Below are 19,823 nucleotides of genomic sequence, written 5' to 3' on the forward strand. Positions count from 1 at the left end.
ATCCGTGGCTTCATTCCATCCGTGGCTATGTAAGCAATAGTTCCTTCTTCGGAAAGGAGCAGCATAGTAAGATCTCCGTGAGTCGAGCGTGGTTGCATAGTAGCCACCCCCTCCGGCCCGTCCTCGCCTCATGTGGTGACATCCACCACCATACGTCCACCGGCGTCGCATGGGGAGAATTCCCCCATGGACGCACTTCTCAATCCGCAAACGGGCAGCTACGCCGGCCCGCGGACAACCTCTCTCGCTAACGCTGTCTACCTCAGACTTCAAACACCTCTGGGTAGCTGGTGGGCCGATAGAACGCTCGGTTCGCGATTGCATGAGCTGAAGCGGGAGAAGGACACGCCGAGGGTGGCGAAACTCGCGCAGCAGTATGCCCAGCAGGCGCTGCAACCAATCATCGATGATGGTCGCGCCACGTCCATCACGGTTTCCACTACACGCCCCAAGTCAGGATGGCTGATCCTGGCCATCGAGGTCGTGCACGCAGGTGGAAAAGTCGAACACTTCCAGCACCTTGTGCGCGTGGTCTGATGGCCTACCCAGTGCCGAGTTTCGCCTCGATTCGCGACGACATCCTGCGGGACATTCGTTCGCTTCTGCCAGACGCTGATGTCGGGCCCGACAGTGACCACTTTATCCGCGCGACGTCCGTGGCAAGCGCGGTCGAAGGTCTCTACGAGCACCAGGCGTGGCTGGTTAAGCAGATGTTCCCGGATAGCGCAGACAGCGAATTCTTGGAGCGACACGCCAATGTGCGGCGGCTCCGCAGGAAAGCGGCCGTTGCAGCGTCCGGTAGCATCTTGATGACCGGTGTGCCCAACAGCCCCGTGCCGACTGGATTGGCATTCAAGATTGGCGAGTTCTCGGGCATTACTGCCGAGGCCGGACAACTCGACGCCACGGGCGCCGCAACCATTGCAGCGGTTGCGCAGGTTGCAGGTACGGCCGGAAACGTGGCGGCTGGTGCTGCTGGCACTCTGGTGGCGCCGCCGCCAGGCGTGGCGAGTGCGGTAACGATAGTGTCGATGCTTGGTGGTGTCGACGCCGAAACCGACGCGGAGCTGCTGGCACGTTTACTGGATCTCATCCGCCGGCCGCCCGCAGGCGGAAATCGATATGACTACCGCCGCTGGGCAATGGAGGTCGCGGGCGTGTCGGCCGCGTATGTCTATCCGTTGCGCCGAGGATTGGGCACGGTCGATATTGTCGTCACCTCGGCCGGTGCGTTGCCATCCGGACAAACGCTCGCGGCTGTTCAGGCACATATTGACGATCAGCGTCCCGTTACCGCAAAGAACTGCCTGGTCATCGCGCCTACACCGCGAGTTGTCACTATCGACTCGCTGGTGTCCCTTAAAGGGCTGAGCCTTGCGGACGCACGCACGCAAATTGGCACTGCTGAGGCAGCTTACTTTAACCAGCTTGAGCCTGGCGCGACGGCGTACCGCAGCCGCATCGAGACCATCATCTCCAGTTTGTCTGGAGTGGTTGATCGAGAGGTACTTACACCAGCCGCAAATATCGTTCCTGTGGTTGACGAGACCAAGGTCGAGTGGCTTCGTCTTGGAGCCGTGAATGTCGAGGCCATGCCATGAGCCATGCGCGGCTGCTCGCTCTGTTGCTGCCGGCAGAGAGCTACAACCCTGCCGCGTCCCCGCTGCAACAAGAGTTGTTGGCTGAAGGCAACTCGCTCGATGTCGCGATGGCGTATGCGAAGAAGGTAGAGGGTGCCATTACCCCTTTTTTCGCCGGCGAGCTTCTTTCCGATTGGGAGCGCGTGTGTGGAATCGCCGCACCCCCCGGCGCCCCATACCAGGTGCGGCTGCAGGCTGTACTGGCGAAGCTCGCTGAAACCGGCGGCCTGTCGATTCCGTACTTTATCCGGCTGGCCGGTGGGCTGGGCTACACGATCACGATCGACGAGCCGCAACCGTTTCGCGCTGGAAGCTCCAGGGCGGGTCAAAGGATTTCAACGTTTGATGTCATCTGGGTCTGGCGCGTCAACGTCGCTGGCGGAGCGGTGCGTACCTACCGGTTTCGGGCAGGTATGAGCCGAGCTGGCGAGCGCCTGGCTTACGCGGCCGACCCAGTGATTGAGAACGTGTTCAACGAACTGAAGCCGGCACATACGCTCGCCGTCTTTTCCTACCAGGAGTAACGATGCAACGGATCAATACTGGAAACGGTCTGTTCAGCGATGGCACCGCCGCAGCGGGATACCTTGACGGGACTGTCGTTACCGCAAAATGGCTGAACGACATCCAGGAGGAACTGTGCAACGTGCTGGCCATCCTGGGTATCCAACTGGACGGTGCCAAGCAAACGCAGCTCGCCACTACGCTTCTGCAGCTTCTGCAGAAGCGGCCGTCGACGTATGCCTCAGACACCGGCGCAGCGAACGTCTACAAGGGTATCTACACGCCGCCCATCACCGAGTTTCAGGATGGCATGCGTTTGACGTTGGGAAATATCAAGCTTGCGAACGGCGGCGCGTCGACCTTCGCTCCCAATGAGCTCGCGGCCAAGCCCATTTGGGGTGAAAACCTCCAGGCGTTGCAAGGCAACGAGATGTTCGCCGGTGGAAATGCGGACTTGGAGTTCCAGGCAGCACTCAATGCCGGGGCCGGTGCATGGGTGCTTCGCGGTTGCACGGGAGGCGCGCTGCAGGTCGCTGCGGCGACCAAGGGCAAACACGCGGTCAATCTTGATGCAGGCGACGCTCGCTATGCTGCATTGGCGGGACTGGCAACTCAGGTATTTAACGTCGCCACGCCGACAAGCGGCGGCCATGCGGTCAATCTAAACGAGTTCTTCTGCTCCTTGACTCAGAATGGGTGCGTCAAGATTCCAGTAATCGCTGGAGGTGCCAAGCGGACGCTGATCATCCAGTGGGGCCAAGCGAACGCTGTGCCTGCAGCTGGCGGGGTCAACGTGACGTTCCCTCTAGCGTTCCCGACTGCGTTTCTGATGGGAATCGCTGGGTTCGTCAATAGCGGTGGTATTTCGGCCGCAGTATCTGGTGGCTGGGGCAATCCGACTAGTACCGGCATGACGGTATTCAACAACGGTAATGGCGGGGCCTCTGCGATTTCTTGGATTGCAATTGGCTACTGAGCGGAGGGAACGAATGAAGGTCTTTTATTCGAAGTTGACCGGTGGCTTTTATCCGGAGGATGACCGCGAGCTATACGAGGAGGCGGGGAGCTGGCCAGCGGATGCTCTTGAGGTTCCGGCCGAGCGCCTTGCCTTGATTCAGGCGCAACGGTCGGATGGCGAGGTAGTGGCCGATGATGACGGTCTACCGACGGTACGCTTGCGTAGTCACTCCGACCTGGATCTCGCTAATATCGTGCGGGCCGAGCGAGATGCCTTGATTCGGGCTACGGACTGGACGCAACTTGGGGATGTGCCGGAAGAAACGCGGTTGCGTTATGTGGCGTATCGCCAGGCGCTACGAGACGTGCCGCAGCAACCCGGCTTTCCGCATGCGATCAGTTGGCCGGTTCCGCCCGACCGCTGATAGGAAGTGCTTTGTCGCGCTCGATCCATCGAGCAAGTTTGTTGCCCAGTCGGATGCTCGGCTGCTCGACGAAGCGATATGTCACTAGGGCTAGCAGGGTCGATGCGGTAACAATCAAGAGGTAGGCAACCCCATACGACAGATTGCCCTTTGTACCCTGTCCCAATGCCTGTAGCACCTTAATGATGTAACCGGCTCCGAAGTGCATGACGAGGTGATGCAACAGGTAAATGCTGAAGCTTACTTCCCCAATCTTTCGAAACACGGGGTTATCGAGAAACGACACGTCACGGTCGAACACTGCAAGGGCCAGCAACACAAAGCCCACACCTGCAAGGAAGGAACTCGAAATGAATTCCTCCGTCGGCACGAAACGGGAAACTGCAATCAGAGCGATCGCGCCAGCGAGCCAACAAACGCCGATACCCGGCTGCGTACCGCGCGTCTTCTCTCGCAAAAAGTGCAGCACGATGCCAAGCATGAACACCGGCAATTGGGCCGGAAGCCAGAGTTCCCACGCATAGCTGTAAGGGAGGTACCGCTGATCCTCGGGGAATCCTGGGAGCTGCGTCCTGAACACCCAGTTGCCGAGGACATATCGCACAACCAATGCAAGTACCGTGGCAAACACGGCCGCGCGAAGGCTGCGAATCCAGAGGAAGCAGAACGGCAGCAAAAGGTAGAACGTCGTTTCGATGGCCACACTCCAGCCACCTGGAACAATGGAATTGATTGCCGTGGGCGACCATCCGTTGAGGAACGCAGCAGTCAACGCAATGTCGATTCCCGTTACTCCGTTTGGTGCCCAGTACCGTGGCGCCACGCCGAAGGCCAGCAGGTACAACGCCATGGCGAGCCAGAAGGTGGGCGCAATCCGCGCGATCCGTCGAATGAAGTAGGCGCGATAAGAGAACTGGTGCGCAGCCTGCCTATTGGCAAAGGACAGAAAAAGGGAAAAGGAACTCACCACATAAAAAAGCTGGACGCCGCGAGGCCCGAGGTTCGCAAACGTTGTCAGCCATGTGGATTCTGGCGCGATGAAGCCGGATGAATGTACGGCGACCACCAGCAAGATGGCGATGCCGCGAAGCGAATCGACCCCGGTAAGCCGTTCTGGCTTTGTAGGCATTTTTGTTGAACTGGTTTTTTTTGTGCGTCCGAATTGTATCGGACGCGAAACCAGTCACGGTAAGACTTACATCGTTTTTTGTAATGTTTGCTGCACATACCCTACTTTTGAAGGGTGCCGTGCTAGCTAAGGAATGAAGAGGGCGACGGCTAGGTGCTGGAACACCCAGCCGCCACCCTGACCACAGGTAGTAGCTGTGAGCCAGAGCCGAGGCCCCCCTGCCATGTCGACATAGCGGGCCGAGGTTATCAGTTTTTAACCTTCCGAAATAGGGCTTTTTAACCACATGCTACAAAGCGCAACTCCGATCGTTCCTTGGCTCGGCGGCAAGCGTCGCTTGGCGGACAGGCTCCTGCCTCTGTTCCCGGGCCATGAATGCTACGTGGAGGTTTTCTGCGGTGGCGCCGCACTGTATTTCCTGCGCCAGGTGCCGGCACCGGTCGAAGTCATCAACGATATCAACGGCGAGCTGGTGAACCTGTACCGCGTCGTGCAGCACCACCTAGAGGAGTTCGTCCGGCAGTTCAAATGGGCGATCTCCAGCCGCCAAGGCTTCAAATGGCAGCAGATGGCCAACCCGGAGACCCTAACGGACATTCAGCGTGCCGCCCGCTTCTACTACCTGCAGCACCACGCCTTTGGGGGGAAGGTCGATGGCCAGACGTATGGCACGGCCACTACGGCGCCGATGGTTAACCTGCTGCGGATCGAGGAGAGCCTATCGGCGGCGCATCTGCGGCTGGCCAGCACCAACGTAGAGAATCTGGCCTGGCAGGAATGTATACGGCGCTATGACCGGCCTCACACGCTGTTCTATCTCGACCCGCCGTACTGGCAGACCGAGGGCTATGGCGTCCCGTTCGGCTTCGAAAACTACGAGCGGATGGCTGAGATCATGCGGACCTGCAAGGGCAAAGTCATGGTGTCAATCAATGACCATCCGGACATTCGGAAAGCGTTTGACGGCCACCATATGATGGGTCTGGACATCAAGTACAGCGTGGCTAACCGCCAGGGCCAGCCGGATACCAGCCGCGAGCTGGTGATCACCAACTGGACGCCGTCCGAACTGGGCCAGCTCTTCTAAGTAGCGTATGCAACCCTCCTGTTACCATCGATGCTCAATGTTAAGGACGGGAGGGAACAGTGGATCAAATCGATGAAGTTGCATTGCAGATAGAAGTAGTAGGCCCGCGACTTGGCATGGCATTCTGGACCGACCCTGTTGAGGGTGTGGCTGTCCAAGAAACGTTCACCCGAGCGTTCCCGACGCTTGGGGAACTGCAACAATTCTTCCTCTTGGTTAAGGATGGTGCTGAGGCCGCTGTCGCTGTTCTGGGCGTCGTGAAACTACTGAAGGAGATGATCCGCAAGCGTCCGGACCTCAAGGGAAGCATGCGAATCCGGGTTCGCATGGGGGCGCGGATCGTCGACTCGGACGTCGCCAAGATCCGGGAATTAGGGTGTGAGATCGAGTTTGTCCGGGAGGCGGCCGACCGGTTCGAAGGGGGAGCCCCCATGCCACCTCGCTATCGGCCATCCATCGAGGACGACTCGCCAGGGAAAGGGGCAAATTAGCGGCCGGTGCGATGTGCCAAACACCGCGCAAAGTCATGCCAAAGGCCGCGCGACTTTACAAGATTGCGACGACCACGCTGGAAAGCGTGCCCGCGCAATGCAAAAAGGGCTTCCATTTCTGGAAGCCCTTTTCACGTATAGGTTGGCGCGGCTGGCAGGATTCGAACCCACGACCCCTTGGTTCGTAGCCAAGTACTCTATCCAACTGAGCTACAGCCGCAACCGAGAAACAAGATTATATAGAAGTTTTCAGTTTTGTGAAGCCCCCTCGCGCATCTTTTTCGCGCGACGAAGTCCGCGCGCGCAACTTCCTATAATGAGAATCCTATGAAGTGATTCGGACCATGAACAAGGCTTTTGTCAAAGAGTCGTCCAACGATGACGACGACGATCTTCCCGAAGGCGCCACGCCGCTGCCCCCCGGCACCAAGAACTACATCACCGCCACCGGCTACAAGCGGCTGCGCGACGAGCTGATGCATCTGATCGATGTGGAACGGCCCGAGGTGGTGCAGATCGTTTCCTGGGCCGCGTCAAACGGCGACCGTTCGGAAAATGGCGACTACCTTTACGGCAAGAAGCGCCTGCGCGAGATCGATCGGCGCATTCGCTTCCTGACGCGCCGCCTCGACAAGGCCGAGGTGGTCGATCCCTCCGCACAGGGCGACAACGATCAGATCTTTTTCGGCGCGACCGTGACATACGCAAACCAGGCAGGCGAGGAAACCACGATCACGATTGTCGGCATGGACGAGGTGGATCTCGACAACAACCACGTGAGCTGGATTTCACCGATCGCCAAGGCGTTGATCAAGGCGCGCGAAGGCGACACCGTGGCGCTGCGCACGCCGGCCGGCGTCGAACAGATCGATATTCTGGAAGTCCGCTATCCGCCCAAGGACGCAGGAGCGCAGGCCTAGCCGTCGTTGCGGTCGCGGAAGATCCGGATTACGTCGGGGTTGCGCCGCAACGCGCGCATGACGTTGGCCAGATGCAGGCGGTTCTGCACCTGGATCACAAACTGCATGTAGGTGGCTTCCTGATGGCCGCTTTGCTGCTGCTCCATGGCGACGTGCGCCACGTTGGCATCGGCCGACGTGAGATCGGCGGCCACGCGCGCCACGATGCCCTTCACGTTGCGCACCATGATCTTGATCGATACGTCGAACGCGCGCGTCGTCTTCTTGGCCCACATCACCTCGATCCAGTGCTCCGGGTCCTTGCTGTGCAGGCGCTTGGCCACCTTGCAGTCCTGCACGTGGATCTGCAGGCCTTCGCCCTTGCCAAGATATCCGACGATGGAATCGCCCGGAATCGGGCGGCAGCAGGCCGAGAAAATCATCGACATGCCTTCGTCGCCGGTAATCGGCACGGCCGGCGCTTCCTCGCCGGCAAAGGTCTGCACCGCGGCCAGCAGAGCGCTGTCGACGTCGCCGGACAGTTCCTGCAGCAGGATTTCCATGCGGCGCGCGACCACCGCCGGAACGCGCCGTCCCAGCGCCAGGTCGGCGAAAATGTCTTCCTTGGCCTTGTTGCCGGTCCACTGGATCATGCGATCCCATACCGACTGCGGCACCGCCTTGAGTTCGATGCCCAATTGGCGCGCCGCTTGTTCCAGCAGACGCTCGCCCAACTGGATCGCCTCGTCGAGCTTGGTGGTCTTCAGATAGTGCCGGATCGCCGCGCGCGCCTTGCCGGTGCGCACGAAGGCGAGCCAGGCCGGATTCGGTTTCGAATACGGCGCGGTCACCACCTCGACGATATCGCCGCTCTTGAGCTCGGTGCGCAGCGGCAGCAATTCGTTGTTGATCTTCACGGCGACGCACTGATTGCCAAGGTCGCTGTGGACCGCATAGGCAAAATCGAGCGCTGTGGCGCCGCGCGGCAGCGCGCGGATATGTCCCTTCGGCGTGAACACGTACACGGCGTCGGGGAACAGGTCGATCTTTACGTGCTCAAGGAATTCCTGCGAATCGCCGGTCTGGCTCTGGATATCGAGCAGCGACTGCAGCCACTGGTGCGCCTGCTGCTGGATGTCGTTGGCATGATCGGCCTGATGCTTGTACATCCAGTGCGCCGCCACGCCGGCCTCGGCGATCTGGTGCATGCCGCGCGTGCGGATCTGAAATTCCACTGGCGTGCCGAACGGCCCCACCAGGGTGGTATGCAGCGACTGGTAGCCGTTGATCTTCGGAATCGCGATGTAGTCCTTGAACTTGCCGGGCATCGGCTTGTACAAGCTGTGCAGCGCGCCCATCGCCATGTAGCAATGCATCTGCGTTTCCACCACCACGCGGAAGCCGTAGACGTCGAGCACCTGCGAGAACGACAGCTGCTTGTCGTGCATCTTGCGATAGATGCTGTACAGCGTCTTCTCGCGCCCGGAAAGCTCCGCCACGATGCCGGCCTGGGCCAGCGCGGTCTGCGCGGCTTCCAGGATGCGCTTGACCACCTCGCGGCGATTGCCGCGCGCAGCCTTCACCGCCTTTTCCAGCGTGGCGTAGCGGAACGGCGAGCCAACCTTGAACGACAGTTCCTGCAGCTCGCGATAAATCGTATTGAGACCCAGCCGATGCGCGATCGGCGCGTAGATCTCCATGGTTTCGAGCGCGATCCGGCGCCGCTTTTCGGGCGGCACGAAATCGAGCGTGCGCATGTTGTGCGTACGATCCGCCAGCTTGACCAGGATGACCCGCACGTCGCGCGCCATCGCCAGCAACATCTTGCGGAAGCTTTCCGCCTGCGCCTGCTCGCGGCTCTGGAATTCGAGCTTGTCCAGCTTGGTCAGGCCATCGACGAGTTCGGCAACCTTGGGTCCGAATTTCTCGGCCAGTTCGCTTTTCGTGATGCCCTGGTCTTCCATCACGTCGTGCAGCAGCGCCGCCATGATGGATTGCACATCGAGCTTCCAGTCGGCGCATAACTCCGCAACAGCCACCGGATGCGTGATGTACGGCTCGCCGCTTTGCCGATACTGTCCGAGATGCGCTTCGTCCGAAAACTGGAAAGCCTCGCGCACCAGCGCCTGGTCAGCCGGCTTCAGATAAGCCAGCTTCTCCATCAGCCGCGAGATCGAAATGACCTGCTGGCGCGGAGGCACCGCCGGTTGCGAGGTCGGCCCGAAGAAATGCCGGTACGACTGCGCCAGCACCGCATCGATGAACAACTCGCCGCCCGCCGTGGCCGGAACGGTGCCGGCCACCGGCTCGGCTACCAGGTCGTTGGCCAGCGCGGCGCGCGCCTTGCCCTGCTGGATCGGCGGGACGACGGCGCGCTCGCCGACGACGTTGTCGCCGAGCGGATCGGGCAAATTGGGAGCACCGGTACGGGCGTTCACTGGATGTTGTCCGGAATGCCTACGTCCGGGTGTGGACGACGGTGCGGGAGGCAGGGAATTCGATACCGGCAGAGCGCCGGGCAGCGGTGCTCCGGGCGCCACTGTGGTGGCCGAAGCCGCCACGGCCGTGGGAGCGGCAGCCCCGCTGAGAGCGTCCGGCGCCTTCGAGGTGCGCAACGACCCGTCGTCCGGCTGGGCCGGTGGGGCGATAGCGGGATCGAGTGGCGACGAAGGCATGGCGGCGGCCCCTGGAATTCGACTGAATGCTTGGCTGAATGCGCACGCACGCGAAGCAAGGATGAACCACGGGCCGCCCGGGCAATCAGGTCGGAACCTTCTTCAGCATTTCGATGCCGACCTGGCCCGACGCGATTTCGCGCAGCGCCACGACAGTGGGCTTGTCCTTGGCCTCGACCTTGGGCGTGTGACCCTGCACGAGCTGACGTGCGCGGTACGTCGCCGCGAGCGCGAGCTCGAAGCGATTCGGGATGTGTTTCAGACAATCTTCGACGGTAATACGCGCCATATGAAATCCACCTTGGGATGAAACCTGTTCGACAGGCCGGTATTTTACAGCACCCAGCCGGAACGCTCCGGCTGGCGCCCTGGCTTCAGTGAATACCGAGCTCGATGAAGAGCTCGGCATGCCGCGCCTTTTGCGACGAAAAGCGCAAACGGGTGGCACGGACGACGGCTTGCAGCTGCTGCAGCGCGTCCTCGAAGACCTCGTTGATGATCACGTAATCGGACTCCGAAGCATGCGCCATTTCGCTGCCTGCTGCCAGCAGCCGACGCACGATCACGTTCGGTTCGTCCTGGCCACGCTTCTTGAGCCGATCCTCGAGAGCGGTCAGCGAAGGCGGGAGGATAAAGATCTCCATGGCGTTCGAGAACCGCTTGTGCACCTGCTGCGCGCCCTGCCAGTCGATTTCCAGCAGGACGTCGTTGCCCTGGGCCATCTGCTGCTCGATCCAGACGCGCGACGTGGCGTAGTAGTTGCCATGCACCTCGGCCCATTCCAGGAAATCGCCGCGATCTCGCGCGACGCGGAATTCGTCGATGGTGGTGAAGTGGTACTCGCGCCCGTTCTGCTCGCCCGGACGCGGCTTGCGCGTGGTGTGCGAGATCGACAGGCGGATCGACTTGTCCTGCGCCAGCAAGGCATTGACCAGTGTGGACTTGCCGGCCCCTGACGGCGCCACCACCATGAACAGGTTGCCGGGGTAGACCGTATCGATGGCGGTGTGGGTGGTTTCGCTCATGATCTTATTCGAGGTTTTGAATCTGTTCGCGCATCTGCTCGATCAGCAGCTTTAGCTCCATCGAGGCGTCGGCGAGCTCCTTGGCGGCGGCCTTCGAGCCCAGCGTATTGGCCTCGCGGTTGAGCTCCTGCATCATGAAATCGAGCCGCTTGCCGACTTGCCCGCCCTTCTTCAGGATATGCCGCGTTTCGTTAAGGTGCGCCTGCAGCCGCGAGAGTTCTTCAGCGATGTCGATGCGGATGCCGTAGACCGTGGCTTCCTGGCGGATGCGCTCGGCGATTTCGTCGCGGCTCATCGACGGCATGCCGTTGGGCGCGGCCAGGTTGAACGCTTCCTGCAGCCGCTCGGTCAGCTTTTCCTGGTGATGGGCGATCAGTTGCGGAATCATCGGCGTCAGGCGCTCGACGATCGCCAGCATGGCGTCGATACGTTCTTCCAGCGCGGCCTTGAGCGCAGCGCCTTCGCGGCGGCGCGCCTCGATCAACTGGTTCACGGCCTCGCGCGCGGCGCCGAGCACCGCTTCGCGCAGCGACTCCTGCGACAGTTCCGGCTCGACCAGCACGCCCGGCCAGCGCAGGATCTCGCCCATGCGCATGGTGCCGGCACCCGCGAACGTGGCGGTCACGGTCGATTCGAGCGCGCGGATTTGTTCGAGCAAACCGTGATTGAGCGCCAGCGTTGCGCCGCCGGCGTCGGTGCGCTGCAGGTTGATACGGCATTCGAGCTTGCCGCGCGACAGCTCGCCCATCAGCATTTCGCGCAGGGCGGGTTCGAAGGCGCGGCATTCTTCAGGCGCGCGGAACAGCAGGTCGAGAAAACGCGAATTGACAGTGCGGAATTCCACCGAAACCGACGCGGTACGGCCGCTTGGCTCCCCTTGGGCGTTTGTCAGCGGCGCCTGGCGTGTCGCCATGCCATAGCCTGTCATGCTGTGGATCATTGTCGTTTATCTCGAGAAAGAGTCGAAAAAGCGGGTGTTTGGCATGGGGCCGGCGCGGCGCATCGCGCAACGCCCGGCCAACCGGATCGGGCAAGCTTGTTTGCCCGAAAAATCAATGGAAATCAGCGAACCGAAAGCGCGGATATTTGGCAACACACCCCGCCACGGATTCCTTTACAAGTGACCGATTAGCCCGGAGAATCCGGGAGCAAATGAGGTCCCGAATCCTATGACAGAGTCCAAGGGCGCCAACCCACCCAAGAGCGCGCCGCTCCCAATCGGCACGCTGCTCGCCAACTACCGTATTGTAAAGAAGTTGGCCAGCGGGGGGTTCAGTTTTGTCTACCTTGCCACGGACGACACGGGGGCTCCGGTCGCCATCAAGGAATACTTGCCGTCATCGCTGGCGCGCCGCAATCCCGGCGAACTGATTCCTGTCGTGCCCGAGGAAAATGCCGCGTCGTTCCGGCTGGGCCTGAAGTATTTCTTCGAGGAAGGCCGCTCGCTGGCGCGTATTTCTCATCCAAGCGTGGTTCGCGTGGTGAATTTTTTCCGCGAAAATTCCACCGTCTACATGGTGATGAACTACGAATTGGGCAAAACGCTGCAGGAACATATCCTGCAGGCCCGCCAGCAGGGCAAGGCCAAGGTCCTGCGCGAGCGCTTCATCCGCACGGTGTTTCACAACCTCATGAGCGGCCTGCGGGAAGTGCATATCCACAAGCTGCTGCACCTCGATATCAAGCCCGGCAACATCTACCTGCGCGAGGACGAATCGCCGATCCTGCTCGACTTCGGCGCCGCGCGGCAGATCCTGACGATGGAAGCCGCACGTTTCCAGCCGATGTACACGCCCGGTTTCGCGGCGCCAGAACTGTACGGCAAGCATTCCGATCTGGGACCCTGGACCGACATCTATAGCCTGGGCGCCACGCTGTATGCCTGCATGGCCGGCATGCCGCCCCAGGAAGCCAACCAGCGCGAAAAAGACGACCGCATGGCCGAATCCATCGCGCGCCTGCGCGCCACCTACACCAACGGCCTCGTCGATCTGGTCGAATGGTGCCTGCGCCTGGCGCCTTCCGAACGGCCCCAGAGCGTTTTCCGGCTGCAGAAGGAATTGCGCGATCAGAGCAACGCGCTGGGAGAACAATCCGCCGCGGCGTCAAGCGCTCCGGCCGGCCCGGCGACTGAACGCCTGAACGCGACCAGCCGCTTTATGACACTGCTGCGCCGCCGCGAAGAAAAGCCTGCCGAAAAGCCCGCCCACGCCGTGCAAACCGGCGAAAGCGGCGACTAACGCACGAACCGACACAAATTCCCGCAATGCGATTCTCCGTCTATCAGGAAAGCCGGAAAGGCGGCCGCCGCATCAACCAGGACCGCATGGGCTATTGCTTCACGCGCGACGCCCTGCTGATGGTGCTGGCCGACGGCCTGGGCGGCCATGCCTTTGGCGAAGTGGCCGCGCAACAGGCGCTGCAGACGCTGGCGCGCCAGTTCCAGACGCAGGCGCGACCGGCGATCCGCAATCCGGCCGATTTCCTGCAGGACACGATCATGCTCGCGCACCGCGAGATCCACCGATACGCGGAGGCCAATCGCCTGGCCGACGTGCCGCGCACGACCGTGGTGTGCTGCCTGATCCAGCATGGCCAGATCCACTGGGCGCATGCCGGCGACTCGCGCTTCTACCTGATGCGCAAGGCCGCCCTGCTGACCCGCACGCGCGACCACTCCAAGATCGAAAACCTGCTGCAGCAGGAACGCGTGTTACCGATGGAAGTGGCCAACCATCCGGAGCGCAACAAGCTCTATAACTGCCTGGGATCGCCGAACCTGCCGCTGATCGATATCGGCGGCCCGGTGCGCCTGGAGCCAGGCGACGTCGCCATGCTGTGCTCCGATGGCCTGTGGGGCGCGATCGACGAAAAGGTCATTGTCGACAAGCTGACGCAACTGTCGGTGGTCCACGCGATCCCCGACCTGATCGAGCAGTCGCTGGCCAACGCGGGTGAAGGTGCCGATAACACCACAGCAATCGCCATGATGTGGGAAGCGGACGCGACGGTAACCAACGACGATGCGGTGCTCACTGACACCTTGCCGTTGAACGCCTTCACGACGTCGATCCTCGAACGCACCGGCAACGACACCGATCTGCTTTCGGAAGAGGAAATCGAACGCTCGATTGCCGAAATCCGCGCAGCGATCGACAAGACCAGCAACCTGATGCGGTGACGCGTCGGCGCCCCACGGCGGGCGCCACCGGAGGCTCCGCAGCCAATCTCACCGCGGGCCGACCGCGGCCGGGTTGCCTTTGGACTGCCTCGGCGCGGCCTCCAGCGCCACGGCTGCGCCCCGCCCTGTTTGTCGACCCCGTCACTCCGCCGTCTGCCGCACGGCCGCGGTCGCCCTGTTCGATACGGCCAAGCGGGTTTCGCGGCGCCCGTTCGCATGTATCGGGCACGTATCGGGCACGGCCGGCCTGCCAGCGTTAGAATCGCGGTCTCACACGATTCCGACAAAGACTCCCCATGCGACCCAGCGGACGCGCAGCCGATGCGCTGCGACCCATCACCCTGACCCGCCACTACACCCGCCACGCCGAAGGCGCGGTGCTGAGTGCTTTTGGCGATACCAAGGTGCTGTGCACCGCCAGCGTCCTGAGCAAGGTGCCGCCGCACAAGAAAGGCAGCGGCGAAGGCTGGGTCACGGCTGAATACGGCATGCTGCCGCGCGCCACGCATACGCGCTCGGACCGCGAGGCCGCGCGCGGCAAGCAGACCGGGCGCACCCAGGAAATCCAGCGCCTGATCGGCCGCGCCATGCGCACGGTGTTCGATCTGTCGGCACTAGGCGAATACACGATCCACCTCGATTGCGACGTACTGCAGGCCGATGGCGGCACGCGCACGGCTGCCATCACCGGCGCGTTCGTCGCCGCGCATGACGCTGTCAGCAAGATGATGCGCGACGGCCTGATCGCCGCCAGCCCGATTCGCGATTTCGTCGCAGCGGTGTCGGTCGGCATGGTCGACGGCGTGCCGGTGCTCGATCTCGACTACGCCGAGGACAGCAACTGCGACACCGACATGAACGTGGTGATGACCGGCAGCGGCGGCTTTGTCGAGGTCCAGGGCACCGCCGAAGGCGTTCCGTTCAGCCGCGCGGATCTGGACGCGATGACGCGCCTGGCCGAGGCCGGCATTGCCGAACTGGTGCGGCACCAGAAGCAAGCGCTCGGCGTCTGAGGGCGGGAGGGATCGACGATGCAACGCCTGGTGCTGGCCTCCAACAACGCGGGCAAGCTGCGCGAGTTCAACGCGCTGCTATCGCCGCTCGGTTTCGACGTCGTGCCGCAGGGCGCGCTCGGCATTCCCGAAGCGGAGGAACCGTATGCCACCTTCGTGGAAAACGCGCTGACCAAGGCGCGCCATGCCAGCCGGCTGGCCGGCATGCCCGCGCTGGCCGATGATTCCGGGATCTGCGTGGACGCGCTCGACGGCGCGCCGGGCGTCTATTCGGCGCGCTATGCGCAGATGGTCGGCAAGCCAAAGACCGACGCCGCCAACAACGCCCATCTGATCTCGCAGTTGGCCGGCAAGCTGAACCGGCGCGCGAACTACTATTGCGTGCTGGTATTGGTGCGCCATGCCGACGATCCACGCCCGATCATCGCCGAAGGCACGTGGGCCGGCGAAGTGGTCGACTCCCCGCGCGGCGCGGGCGGCTTTGGCTACGATCCGCATTTCCTGCTGCCAACGCTGGGCAAGACCGCCGCCGAACTAAGCGCCGAGGAAAAGAACTCGGTCAGTCATCGGGCCCTGGCGCTGCAAGGTCTGGTCGCGCGCCTGCAGGCGGCGCAACTCAAGGTCGGCGCATGATTCCGATCATTCCGGCCGGCAGCGGCAAGCCGGCGCCCGCCGCGCAGGTTTCACCGGCCGACAACCAGCAACTGTGGCTAAAGCCGGGCCAGATCGCGCTGCCCGGCTCGCCGCCGCTGTCGCTGTACGTCCACGTTCCGTGGTGCGTTCGCAAGTGCCCGTACTGCGATTTCAATTCGCACGCGGTGCCCGGCAAGCCGGATAGCCACGACATTCCCGAAGACGCTTATCTGGACGCCTTGCGCGCCGATCTGGAGCAGTCGCTGCCATTGGTCTGGGGCCGACCGGTGCACACGGTGTTCATCGGCGGCGGCACGCCAAGCCTGCTGTCGGCGGCGGGCATGGATCGCCTGTTGTCCGATATCCGCGCGCTGCTGCCGCTCGACGCCGACGCCGAAATCACGATGGAGGCCAACCCGGGCACGTTCGAAGCGGAACGCTTCGCCAGCTATCGCGCCAGCGGCATCAACCGGCTTTCGATCGGCATCCAGAGCTTCAACGGCCAACACCTTCAGTCGCTCGGGCGCATCCACGGCGAGCGCGAAGCGCGCGCCGCCATCGACATCGCGCTGACGCATTTCGATAACGTCAACCTCGACCTGATGTACGCGCTGCCGGGCCAGTCGGTGGAACAATGCCTGCGCGATCTCGAAGCGGCGTTGTCATACGGCACCACGCATTTGTCGCTCTATCATCTGACGCTCGAGCCGAACACGCTGTTCGCGAAGTTTCCGCCCGCACTGCCTGACGAAGACCTGGCCTACGAGATGCAGGACATCATCGAAGCACGCACCGCGCAGGCCGGCTATCGTCATTATGAAACATCGGCTTATGCAAAGCCGCATCGGGAAGCGAAGCACAATCTCAACTACTGGCGCTTTGGCGACTACCTCGGGATTGGCGCGGGTGCGCATGGCAAGCTGTCGTTTCCGCATCGCATCCTGCGCCAGATGCGCCACAAGCACCCGGCCACCTACATGCAACAGGCGATGGCAGGCAACGCCGTGCAGGAAGCGCACGATGTGGCCGCGAGCGACCTGCCGTTCGAGTTCATGCTCAACGCGCTACGCCTGACCGACGGCGTCCCGGCATCGAGTTTTCACGACTACACCGGCCTGCCGCTGCATACGATCGGCAAGCAATTGGCGGCTGCCGAAAAGAAAGGTTTGCTCGAAGCGGATCCGACCATGATCAAGCCCACTGAACTTGGCAGACGCTTTCTGAACGACTTGCAGGAGATGTTCCTCAAGGATTGAGGCCAAGCCCCTCGGGATATGCCGCACGCGGGATGCAGAATGCAGGCGCAAAAAAAGCCACACGCGCAAACGTGTGGCTTTTCTTTTTCTTATCGACGCGCAATCAATACGGCGTTGCCATATCGTTGGCGACACGCGCGCGATCGCCCACGCGCAGGTTGCCGATATTGCTTTGCGTCACCGTGGCCACGCGCCCGTCGTCAAGGCGAACATTGACGCGATAGACGGTCGAGGTGCTGCTGCCGGCGCGCTTCTCGACCTGATTGCCAGCCACTGCGCCGCCCACCGCGCCGATGATGGTCGCTGCGGTCTGGCCGCGTCCGCCGCCGATCTGGTGACCGAGCAGACCACCCGCCGCGCCGCCAATCACGGTGCCCAGAATGCCCGAGCTGCCCTGCGTCGTCTGGATCGGCTCGATCGATTCGACACGGCCAGTGAATACCGATCCGGCCGGCGCCTGGTAGGTGTTGGTGCCTGGCTGCTCGTAGCCGGCCGGCGGCGGCGCGGTGCTGTAGTTGCCGTAACCGCCATAGCCCGGCTGTGCACAACCGGCCAGGCCGGCGGCCAGCGCCAGCGCGCCCAGGCCGCCGAGGGCCAGCCACGACCGGGGTTGGTCCTTGCGTTGATCCAGCATGAATATCTCTCCTCTAATGGCTGTTTGAAAAGCCAACACGCAGCATCGGAAAACGGCGTGTCGCACTGTCTAGGAGATGTGCGACACCCACATGGTTCCGCTGTGTCCGACAAACACCGACAAACCGCCCGACAGACCGTCGCAATGACGGACCCATCAACAATAGGAGGCGTGCATCCGCATCACAAGCATCACACTGCACCGCCTCGCATCCTTGTATAATGCGCGGCCGGGCATTTCGGCTGACGCGCTACAATGCCCCGCAGTCCTCCCGATCCGGAAGCGTGGCCGAGTGGTTTAAGGCAGCAGTCTTGAAAACTGCCGATGGGGTGACCCATCCGTGAGTTCGAATCTCACCGCTTCCGCCACATAAAAAAATGCCGCGGCGCCGCCTCCCCTTGGGGAGACAGTGCCGCGGCATTTTGCTTTGCCGCTGCGGGCCGCTGATCGATCAGTCCGACTGGTACTTCGGCGATCGCGGACCGTACAGGATGCCGCCCGGCGTACCGGCGGAAAGCAGCCGCACGCTGGCCACGCCGGCCATCGGATAGCTGGCGTCCGTGACATGGTTGACCGCCTGCTTGATGGCCGCGGTAACCAGCATCGCAATCAGGTTGCCTCCGCCGTTGCCGCCGTCGTCCACCGCCACGGCCGTGCCGCTCCACAGCGTGTCGCCGTTCTTCAGGTCGACCAGCTTGGCGTTGGCGGCCACGCGCGTCACGCTGCTGAACACCTGATAGCGCGAGCCGTAATCGGTCACGGTCACGTACAGCGCGGCGTCGGCGCCGAAGATCTCGCGCAGCTTGTTGGCCGGCACCTGGTGGATATCGCCGGGCACGGTCAGGCCGTTCTGGCGGAACGTCTCGTCGACCAGCGCCACGGGCAGCACGTAGTAGCCCGATTCAGCCAGCGGGGCGGTGGCCTGCGACAGCATCGAGTAGCTCGCCTTGATGTCCGCCGATTCGTTCAACGGCGGCAGCACGACAATCGAACGCGGGCGCGCCGCCTTGAATGCGGCGTAGTCGACCTGCTTCTTCGGCATGGCACAGCCGGCGAACAGCATCACGAGGCCCAGCGTCGCGACATAGGTCAGCATGCGGCGGATCATTTGACGCTCCCGGTGACGGTGTTGGACTTGACCTCGGCCGTGGTGTCAGGCGAGCCCTTGGCGCTGACTGGCGACGCGGCATCGGCGCCGACGTCCTTGCGCGCATCGGTCTTCATATTGCGCATCAGGAAATCCATGTATGGCGTGGCCTCCGGGAACAGCGTCTTCTCGGTCTGGAATTCCTTGACCATCTGATCGTCCTTGCCCAGATTCAGGTACAGCATGCCGAGCTGGGCGTGATAGCCCGGCGGCACCAACCCGCCCTTCGCCTTGATCTTTTCCAGACCGCTTTCCAGCGCGATGACCTGTTCTTCCTTGGACTCGCCCTTGAAGTATTGATAGACCTGCGCCTGATAGCCTTCCCACTGATACATGGGCTGTGGACCCGCGCAGCCGGCAAGCAGCATGCTCGCCGCCGACAAGAACGCCGCGTTACGCAGCGTGACCGTTTGCTTCATTGTTGTTCTCGTGGATTGGGATGAAGATTTACTGCTGCGTCGGCTTCCAGGCGCCGCTTTCCACCGCGTTGACCAGATTGTTCACGGCTTCGCGCATGGCCAGGTCCATCACCTTGCCATTCAGCGTCGAGTCGTAGCTGGCCGTGCCGCCAAAACCGATCACCTCGCGATTCGACAGCTTGTATTCGCCAGCGCCCTGCGTGGAATACACAACCTCCGACGTGCTGATGTTGACGATATTGAGGTTGACCTTGGCGTAGGCCACCTGTTCGCGGCCGCGGCCCAGGATGCCGAACAGCTGCACATCGCCCACTTCCTTGCGACCGAATTCGGTGATGTCGCCGGTCACGACGAAATCGGCGCCCTTGAGTTTCTGCGCCTGATTCTTGATGGCCGCCTCGCGCTTCATTTCGTCGAGGTTTTCACGCTCGAGCACATTGAAGCGATTGGTTTGCTGCAGATGGGTCACCAGGCTGGTCTTGGCCTGGCCGCTCAGGCGGTCGATGCCGTCCGAGAACACACCACGCATGTAGTTCGAGCGATTGTCGAACTTGCCCACGGCAATCGGTGTGCGCACGCCGTTGTACGGGCGGCTGGCGCTTTCCACCTTCTGCACCGGCAAGGCAGTCGACGATTCCGTCGCACAACCGGCCATGCCGATGGCGGCGAAAACGCCCAGCAGGCAGCAGGTCTTCAGATTCTTCAATT

23 protein-coding genes and 2 tRNA genes are annotated in these 19,823 nt (G+C 62.1%); 15 read left to right on the plus strand and 10 right to left on the minus strand.

What is annotated here, in order from left to right:
- The first annotated feature begins 186 nt into the window (after nucleotides 1-186).
- Genes AC1RKI_RS12425 through AC1RKI_RS12445 form a run of 5 tightly spaced genes read left to right on the plus strand, consistent with a single transcriptional unit; the run spans nucleotide 187 to nucleotide 3,526 of the window.
- Nucleotides 187-537, plus strand: coding sequence for a phage GP46 family protein (locus tag AC1RKI_RS12425; protein ID WP_404991319.1), 351 nt, complete (start codon nucleotides 187-189; stop codon nucleotides 535-537).
- Nucleotides 537-1,601, plus strand: a complete 1,065-nt coding sequence (locus tag AC1RKI_RS12430) for a baseplate J/gp47 family protein (protein WP_404991318.1) — start codon at nucleotides 537-539, stop codon at nucleotides 1,599-1,601. Before AC1RKI_RS12425 ends, AC1RKI_RS12430 begins: the two co-directional genes overlap by 1 nt.
- Entirely contained in the window at nucleotides 1,598-2,164 is a 567-nt protein-coding gene (locus tag AC1RKI_RS12435; RefSeq protein WP_404991317.1) for a YmfQ family protein, read from the plus strand. The genes AC1RKI_RS12430 and AC1RKI_RS12435 overlap by 4 nt, the downstream gene beginning before the upstream one ends.
- 2 nt (nucleotides 2,165-2,166) lie before the next feature.
- Nucleotides 2,167-3,120, plus strand: a complete 954-nt coding sequence (locus AC1RKI_RS12440; protein WP_404991316.1) for a gp53-like domain-containing protein — start codon at nucleotides 2,167-2,169, stop codon at nucleotides 3,118-3,120.
- A gap of 13 nt (nucleotides 3,121-3,133) precedes the next feature.
- Nucleotides 3,134-3,526: a tail fiber assembly protein gene (locus AC1RKI_RS12445; RefSeq protein WP_404991315.1), complete on the plus strand. Its 393-nt coding sequence runs from the start codon at nucleotides 3,134-3,136 to the stop codon at nucleotides 3,524-3,526.
- Here the strand turns inward: AC1RKI_RS12445 and AC1RKI_RS12450 are convergent.
- Nucleotides 3,498-4,655, minus strand: coding sequence for an acyltransferase family protein (locus AC1RKI_RS12450; protein ID WP_404991314.1), 1,158 nt, complete (start codon nucleotides 4,653-4,655; stop codon nucleotides 3,498-3,500). The two genes, AC1RKI_RS12445 and AC1RKI_RS12450, sit on opposite strands and share 29 nt — an antisense overlap.
- A 286-nt stretch (nucleotides 4,656-4,941) precedes the next feature.
- Here AC1RKI_RS12450 and AC1RKI_RS12455 point away from each other — a divergent pair, with 286 nt between their 5' ends.
- Together AC1RKI_RS12455 and AC1RKI_RS12460 are read left to right on the plus strand one after the other, a co-directional pair.
- Complete coding sequence (locus tag AC1RKI_RS12455; protein ID WP_404991313.1) at nucleotides 4,942-5,742, plus strand: DNA adenine methylase; 801 nt, start codon at nucleotides 4,942-4,944, stop codon at nucleotides 5,740-5,742.
- Nucleotides 5,743-5,801: 59 nt separating this feature from the next.
- Nucleotides 5,802-6,233, plus strand: a complete 432-nt coding sequence (locus AC1RKI_RS12460; RefSeq protein ID WP_404991312.1) for a hypothetical protein — start codon at nucleotides 5,802-5,804, stop codon at nucleotides 6,231-6,233.
- Nucleotides 6,234-6,376: 143 nt separating this feature from the next.
- Here AC1RKI_RS12460 and AC1RKI_RS12465 read toward each other — a convergent pair.
- Nucleotides 6,377-6,453, minus strand: a tRNA-Arg gene (locus tag AC1RKI_RS12465).
- Between the two features lie 124 nt (nucleotides 6,454-6,577).
- Here AC1RKI_RS12465 and greB point away from each other — a divergent pair.
- On the plus strand, nucleotides 6,578-7,153 hold the full coding sequence (greB, locus tag AC1RKI_RS12470) for a transcription elongation factor GreB (protein ID WP_061958495.1): 576 nt from the start codon (nucleotides 6,578-6,580) through the stop codon (nucleotides 7,151-7,153).
- On the opposite strand, the gene AC1RKI_RS12475 is transcribed toward greB, so the two are convergent.
- The 4 genes from AC1RKI_RS12475 to AC1RKI_RS12490 all read right to left on the minus strand — a co-directional run bounded on the left by AC1RKI_RS12475 (nucleotide 7,150) and on the right by AC1RKI_RS12490 (nucleotide 11,772).
- The gene (locus AC1RKI_RS12475; RefSeq protein WP_061958496.1) at nucleotides 7,150-9,570 is read right to left on the minus strand and encodes a RelA/SpoT family protein; all 2,421 of its coding nucleotides are present in this window, start codon (nucleotides 9,568-9,570) and stop codon (nucleotides 7,150-7,152) included. The two genes, greB and AC1RKI_RS12475, sit on opposite strands and share 4 nt — an antisense overlap.
- A gap of 322 nt (nucleotides 9,571-9,892) precedes the next feature.
- Nucleotides 9,893-10,096 carry a DNA-directed RNA polymerase subunit omega gene (gene rpoZ / locus AC1RKI_RS12480; RefSeq protein ID WP_006578656.1) on the minus strand — a complete coding sequence of 68 codons (204 nt, stop codon included), beginning with the start codon at nucleotides 10,094-10,096 and terminating at the stop codon, nucleotides 9,893-9,895.
- A gap of 85 nt (nucleotides 10,097-10,181) precedes the next feature.
- Nucleotides 10,182-10,832, minus strand: a complete 651-nt coding sequence (gene gmk, locus AC1RKI_RS12485) for a guanylate kinase (RefSeq protein ID WP_492795504.1) — start codon at nucleotides 10,830-10,832, stop codon at nucleotides 10,182-10,184.
- A gap of 4 nt (nucleotides 10,833-10,836) precedes the next feature.
- Nucleotides 10,837-11,772, minus strand: coding sequence for a YicC/YloC family endoribonuclease (locus AC1RKI_RS12490; RefSeq protein ID WP_150979371.1), 936 nt, complete (start codon nucleotides 11,770-11,772; stop codon nucleotides 10,837-10,839).
- Here AC1RKI_RS12490 and AC1RKI_RS12495 point away from each other — a divergent pair.
- The 6 genes from AC1RKI_RS12495 to hemW all read left to right on the plus strand — a co-directional run bounded on the left by AC1RKI_RS12495 (nucleotide 11,759) and on the right by hemW (nucleotide 16,915).
- A complete protein-coding gene (locus AC1RKI_RS12495; RefSeq protein WP_227459851.1) occupies nucleotides 11,759-11,956 on the plus strand; it encodes a hypothetical protein in 198 nt (65 codons plus the stop codon). The two genes, AC1RKI_RS12490 and AC1RKI_RS12495, sit on opposite strands and share 14 nt — an antisense overlap.
- A 45-nt stretch (nucleotides 11,957-12,001) precedes the next feature.
- Nucleotides 12,002-13,072 (plus strand): serine/threonine protein kinase, encoded by a 1,071-nt coding sequence (locus AC1RKI_RS12500; RefSeq protein WP_061960268.1) that lies wholly within the window; start codon nucleotides 12,002-12,004, stop codon nucleotides 13,070-13,072.
- A 26-nt stretch (nucleotides 13,073-13,098) separates the two neighbouring features.
- Entirely contained in the window at nucleotides 13,099-14,013 is a 915-nt protein-coding gene (locus AC1RKI_RS12505) for a PP2C family protein-serine/threonine phosphatase (protein ID WP_150979373.1), read from the plus strand.
- A 296-nt stretch (nucleotides 14,014-14,309) separates the two neighbouring features.
- A complete protein-coding gene (rph, locus tag AC1RKI_RS12510) occupies nucleotides 14,310-15,026 on the plus strand; it encodes a ribonuclease PH (protein ID WP_061959872.1) in 717 nt (238 codons plus the stop codon).
- Nucleotides 15,027-15,044: 18 nt separating this feature from the next.
- Nucleotides 15,045-15,659 carry an RdgB/HAM1 family non-canonical purine NTP pyrophosphatase gene (rdgB, locus tag AC1RKI_RS12515; RefSeq protein ID WP_061959873.1) on the plus strand — a complete coding sequence of 205 codons (615 nt, stop codon included), beginning with the start codon at nucleotides 15,045-15,047 and terminating at the stop codon, nucleotides 15,657-15,659.
- Nucleotides 15,656-16,915 (plus strand): radical SAM family heme chaperone HemW, encoded by a 1,260-nt coding sequence (hemW, locus tag AC1RKI_RS12520; protein WP_244786926.1) that lies wholly within the window; start codon nucleotides 15,656-15,658, stop codon nucleotides 16,913-16,915. The genes rdgB and hemW overlap by 4 nt, the downstream gene beginning before the upstream one ends.
- 103 nt (nucleotides 16,916-17,018) lie before the next feature.
- On the opposite strand, the gene AC1RKI_RS12525 is transcribed toward hemW, so the two are convergent.
- Nucleotides 17,019-17,549 (minus strand): outer membrane lipoprotein, encoded by a 531-nt coding sequence (locus AC1RKI_RS12525; protein ID WP_061959875.1) that lies wholly within the window; start codon nucleotides 17,547-17,549, stop codon nucleotides 17,019-17,021.
- 278 nt (nucleotides 17,550-17,827) lie between these two features.
- Between AC1RKI_RS12525 and AC1RKI_RS12530 the strand changes: the two genes are divergently transcribed.
- Nucleotides 17,828-17,917, plus strand: a tRNA-Ser gene (locus AC1RKI_RS12530).
- Nucleotides 17,918-18,000: 83 nt separating this feature from the next.
- Here AC1RKI_RS12530 and AC1RKI_RS12535 read toward each other — a convergent pair.
- The 3 genes from AC1RKI_RS12535 to AC1RKI_RS12545 are packed head-to-tail and all read right to left on the minus strand — an operon-like array spanning nucleotide 18,001 to nucleotide 19,770.
- Nucleotides 18,001-18,657 (minus strand): DUF799 domain-containing protein, encoded by a 657-nt coding sequence (locus AC1RKI_RS12535; RefSeq protein WP_244786924.1) that lies wholly within the window; start codon nucleotides 18,655-18,657, stop codon nucleotides 18,001-18,003.
- Nucleotides 18,654-19,115: a DUF4810 domain-containing protein gene (locus tag AC1RKI_RS12540; protein WP_244786922.1), complete on the minus strand. Its 462-nt coding sequence runs from the start codon at nucleotides 19,113-19,115 to the stop codon at nucleotides 18,654-18,656. The genes AC1RKI_RS12535 and AC1RKI_RS12540 overlap by 4 nt, the downstream gene beginning before the upstream one ends.
- A gap of 28 nt (nucleotides 19,116-19,143) precedes the next feature.
- Nucleotides 19,144-19,770: a CsgG/HfaB family protein gene (locus AC1RKI_RS12545; protein ID WP_061959887.1), complete on the minus strand. Its 627-nt coding sequence runs from the start codon at nucleotides 19,768-19,770 to the stop codon at nucleotides 19,144-19,146.
- Nucleotides 19,771-19,823: the final 53 nt, after the last annotated feature.

Source organism: Cupriavidus sp. GW822-FHT06G04 (genome assembly GCF_058799075.1).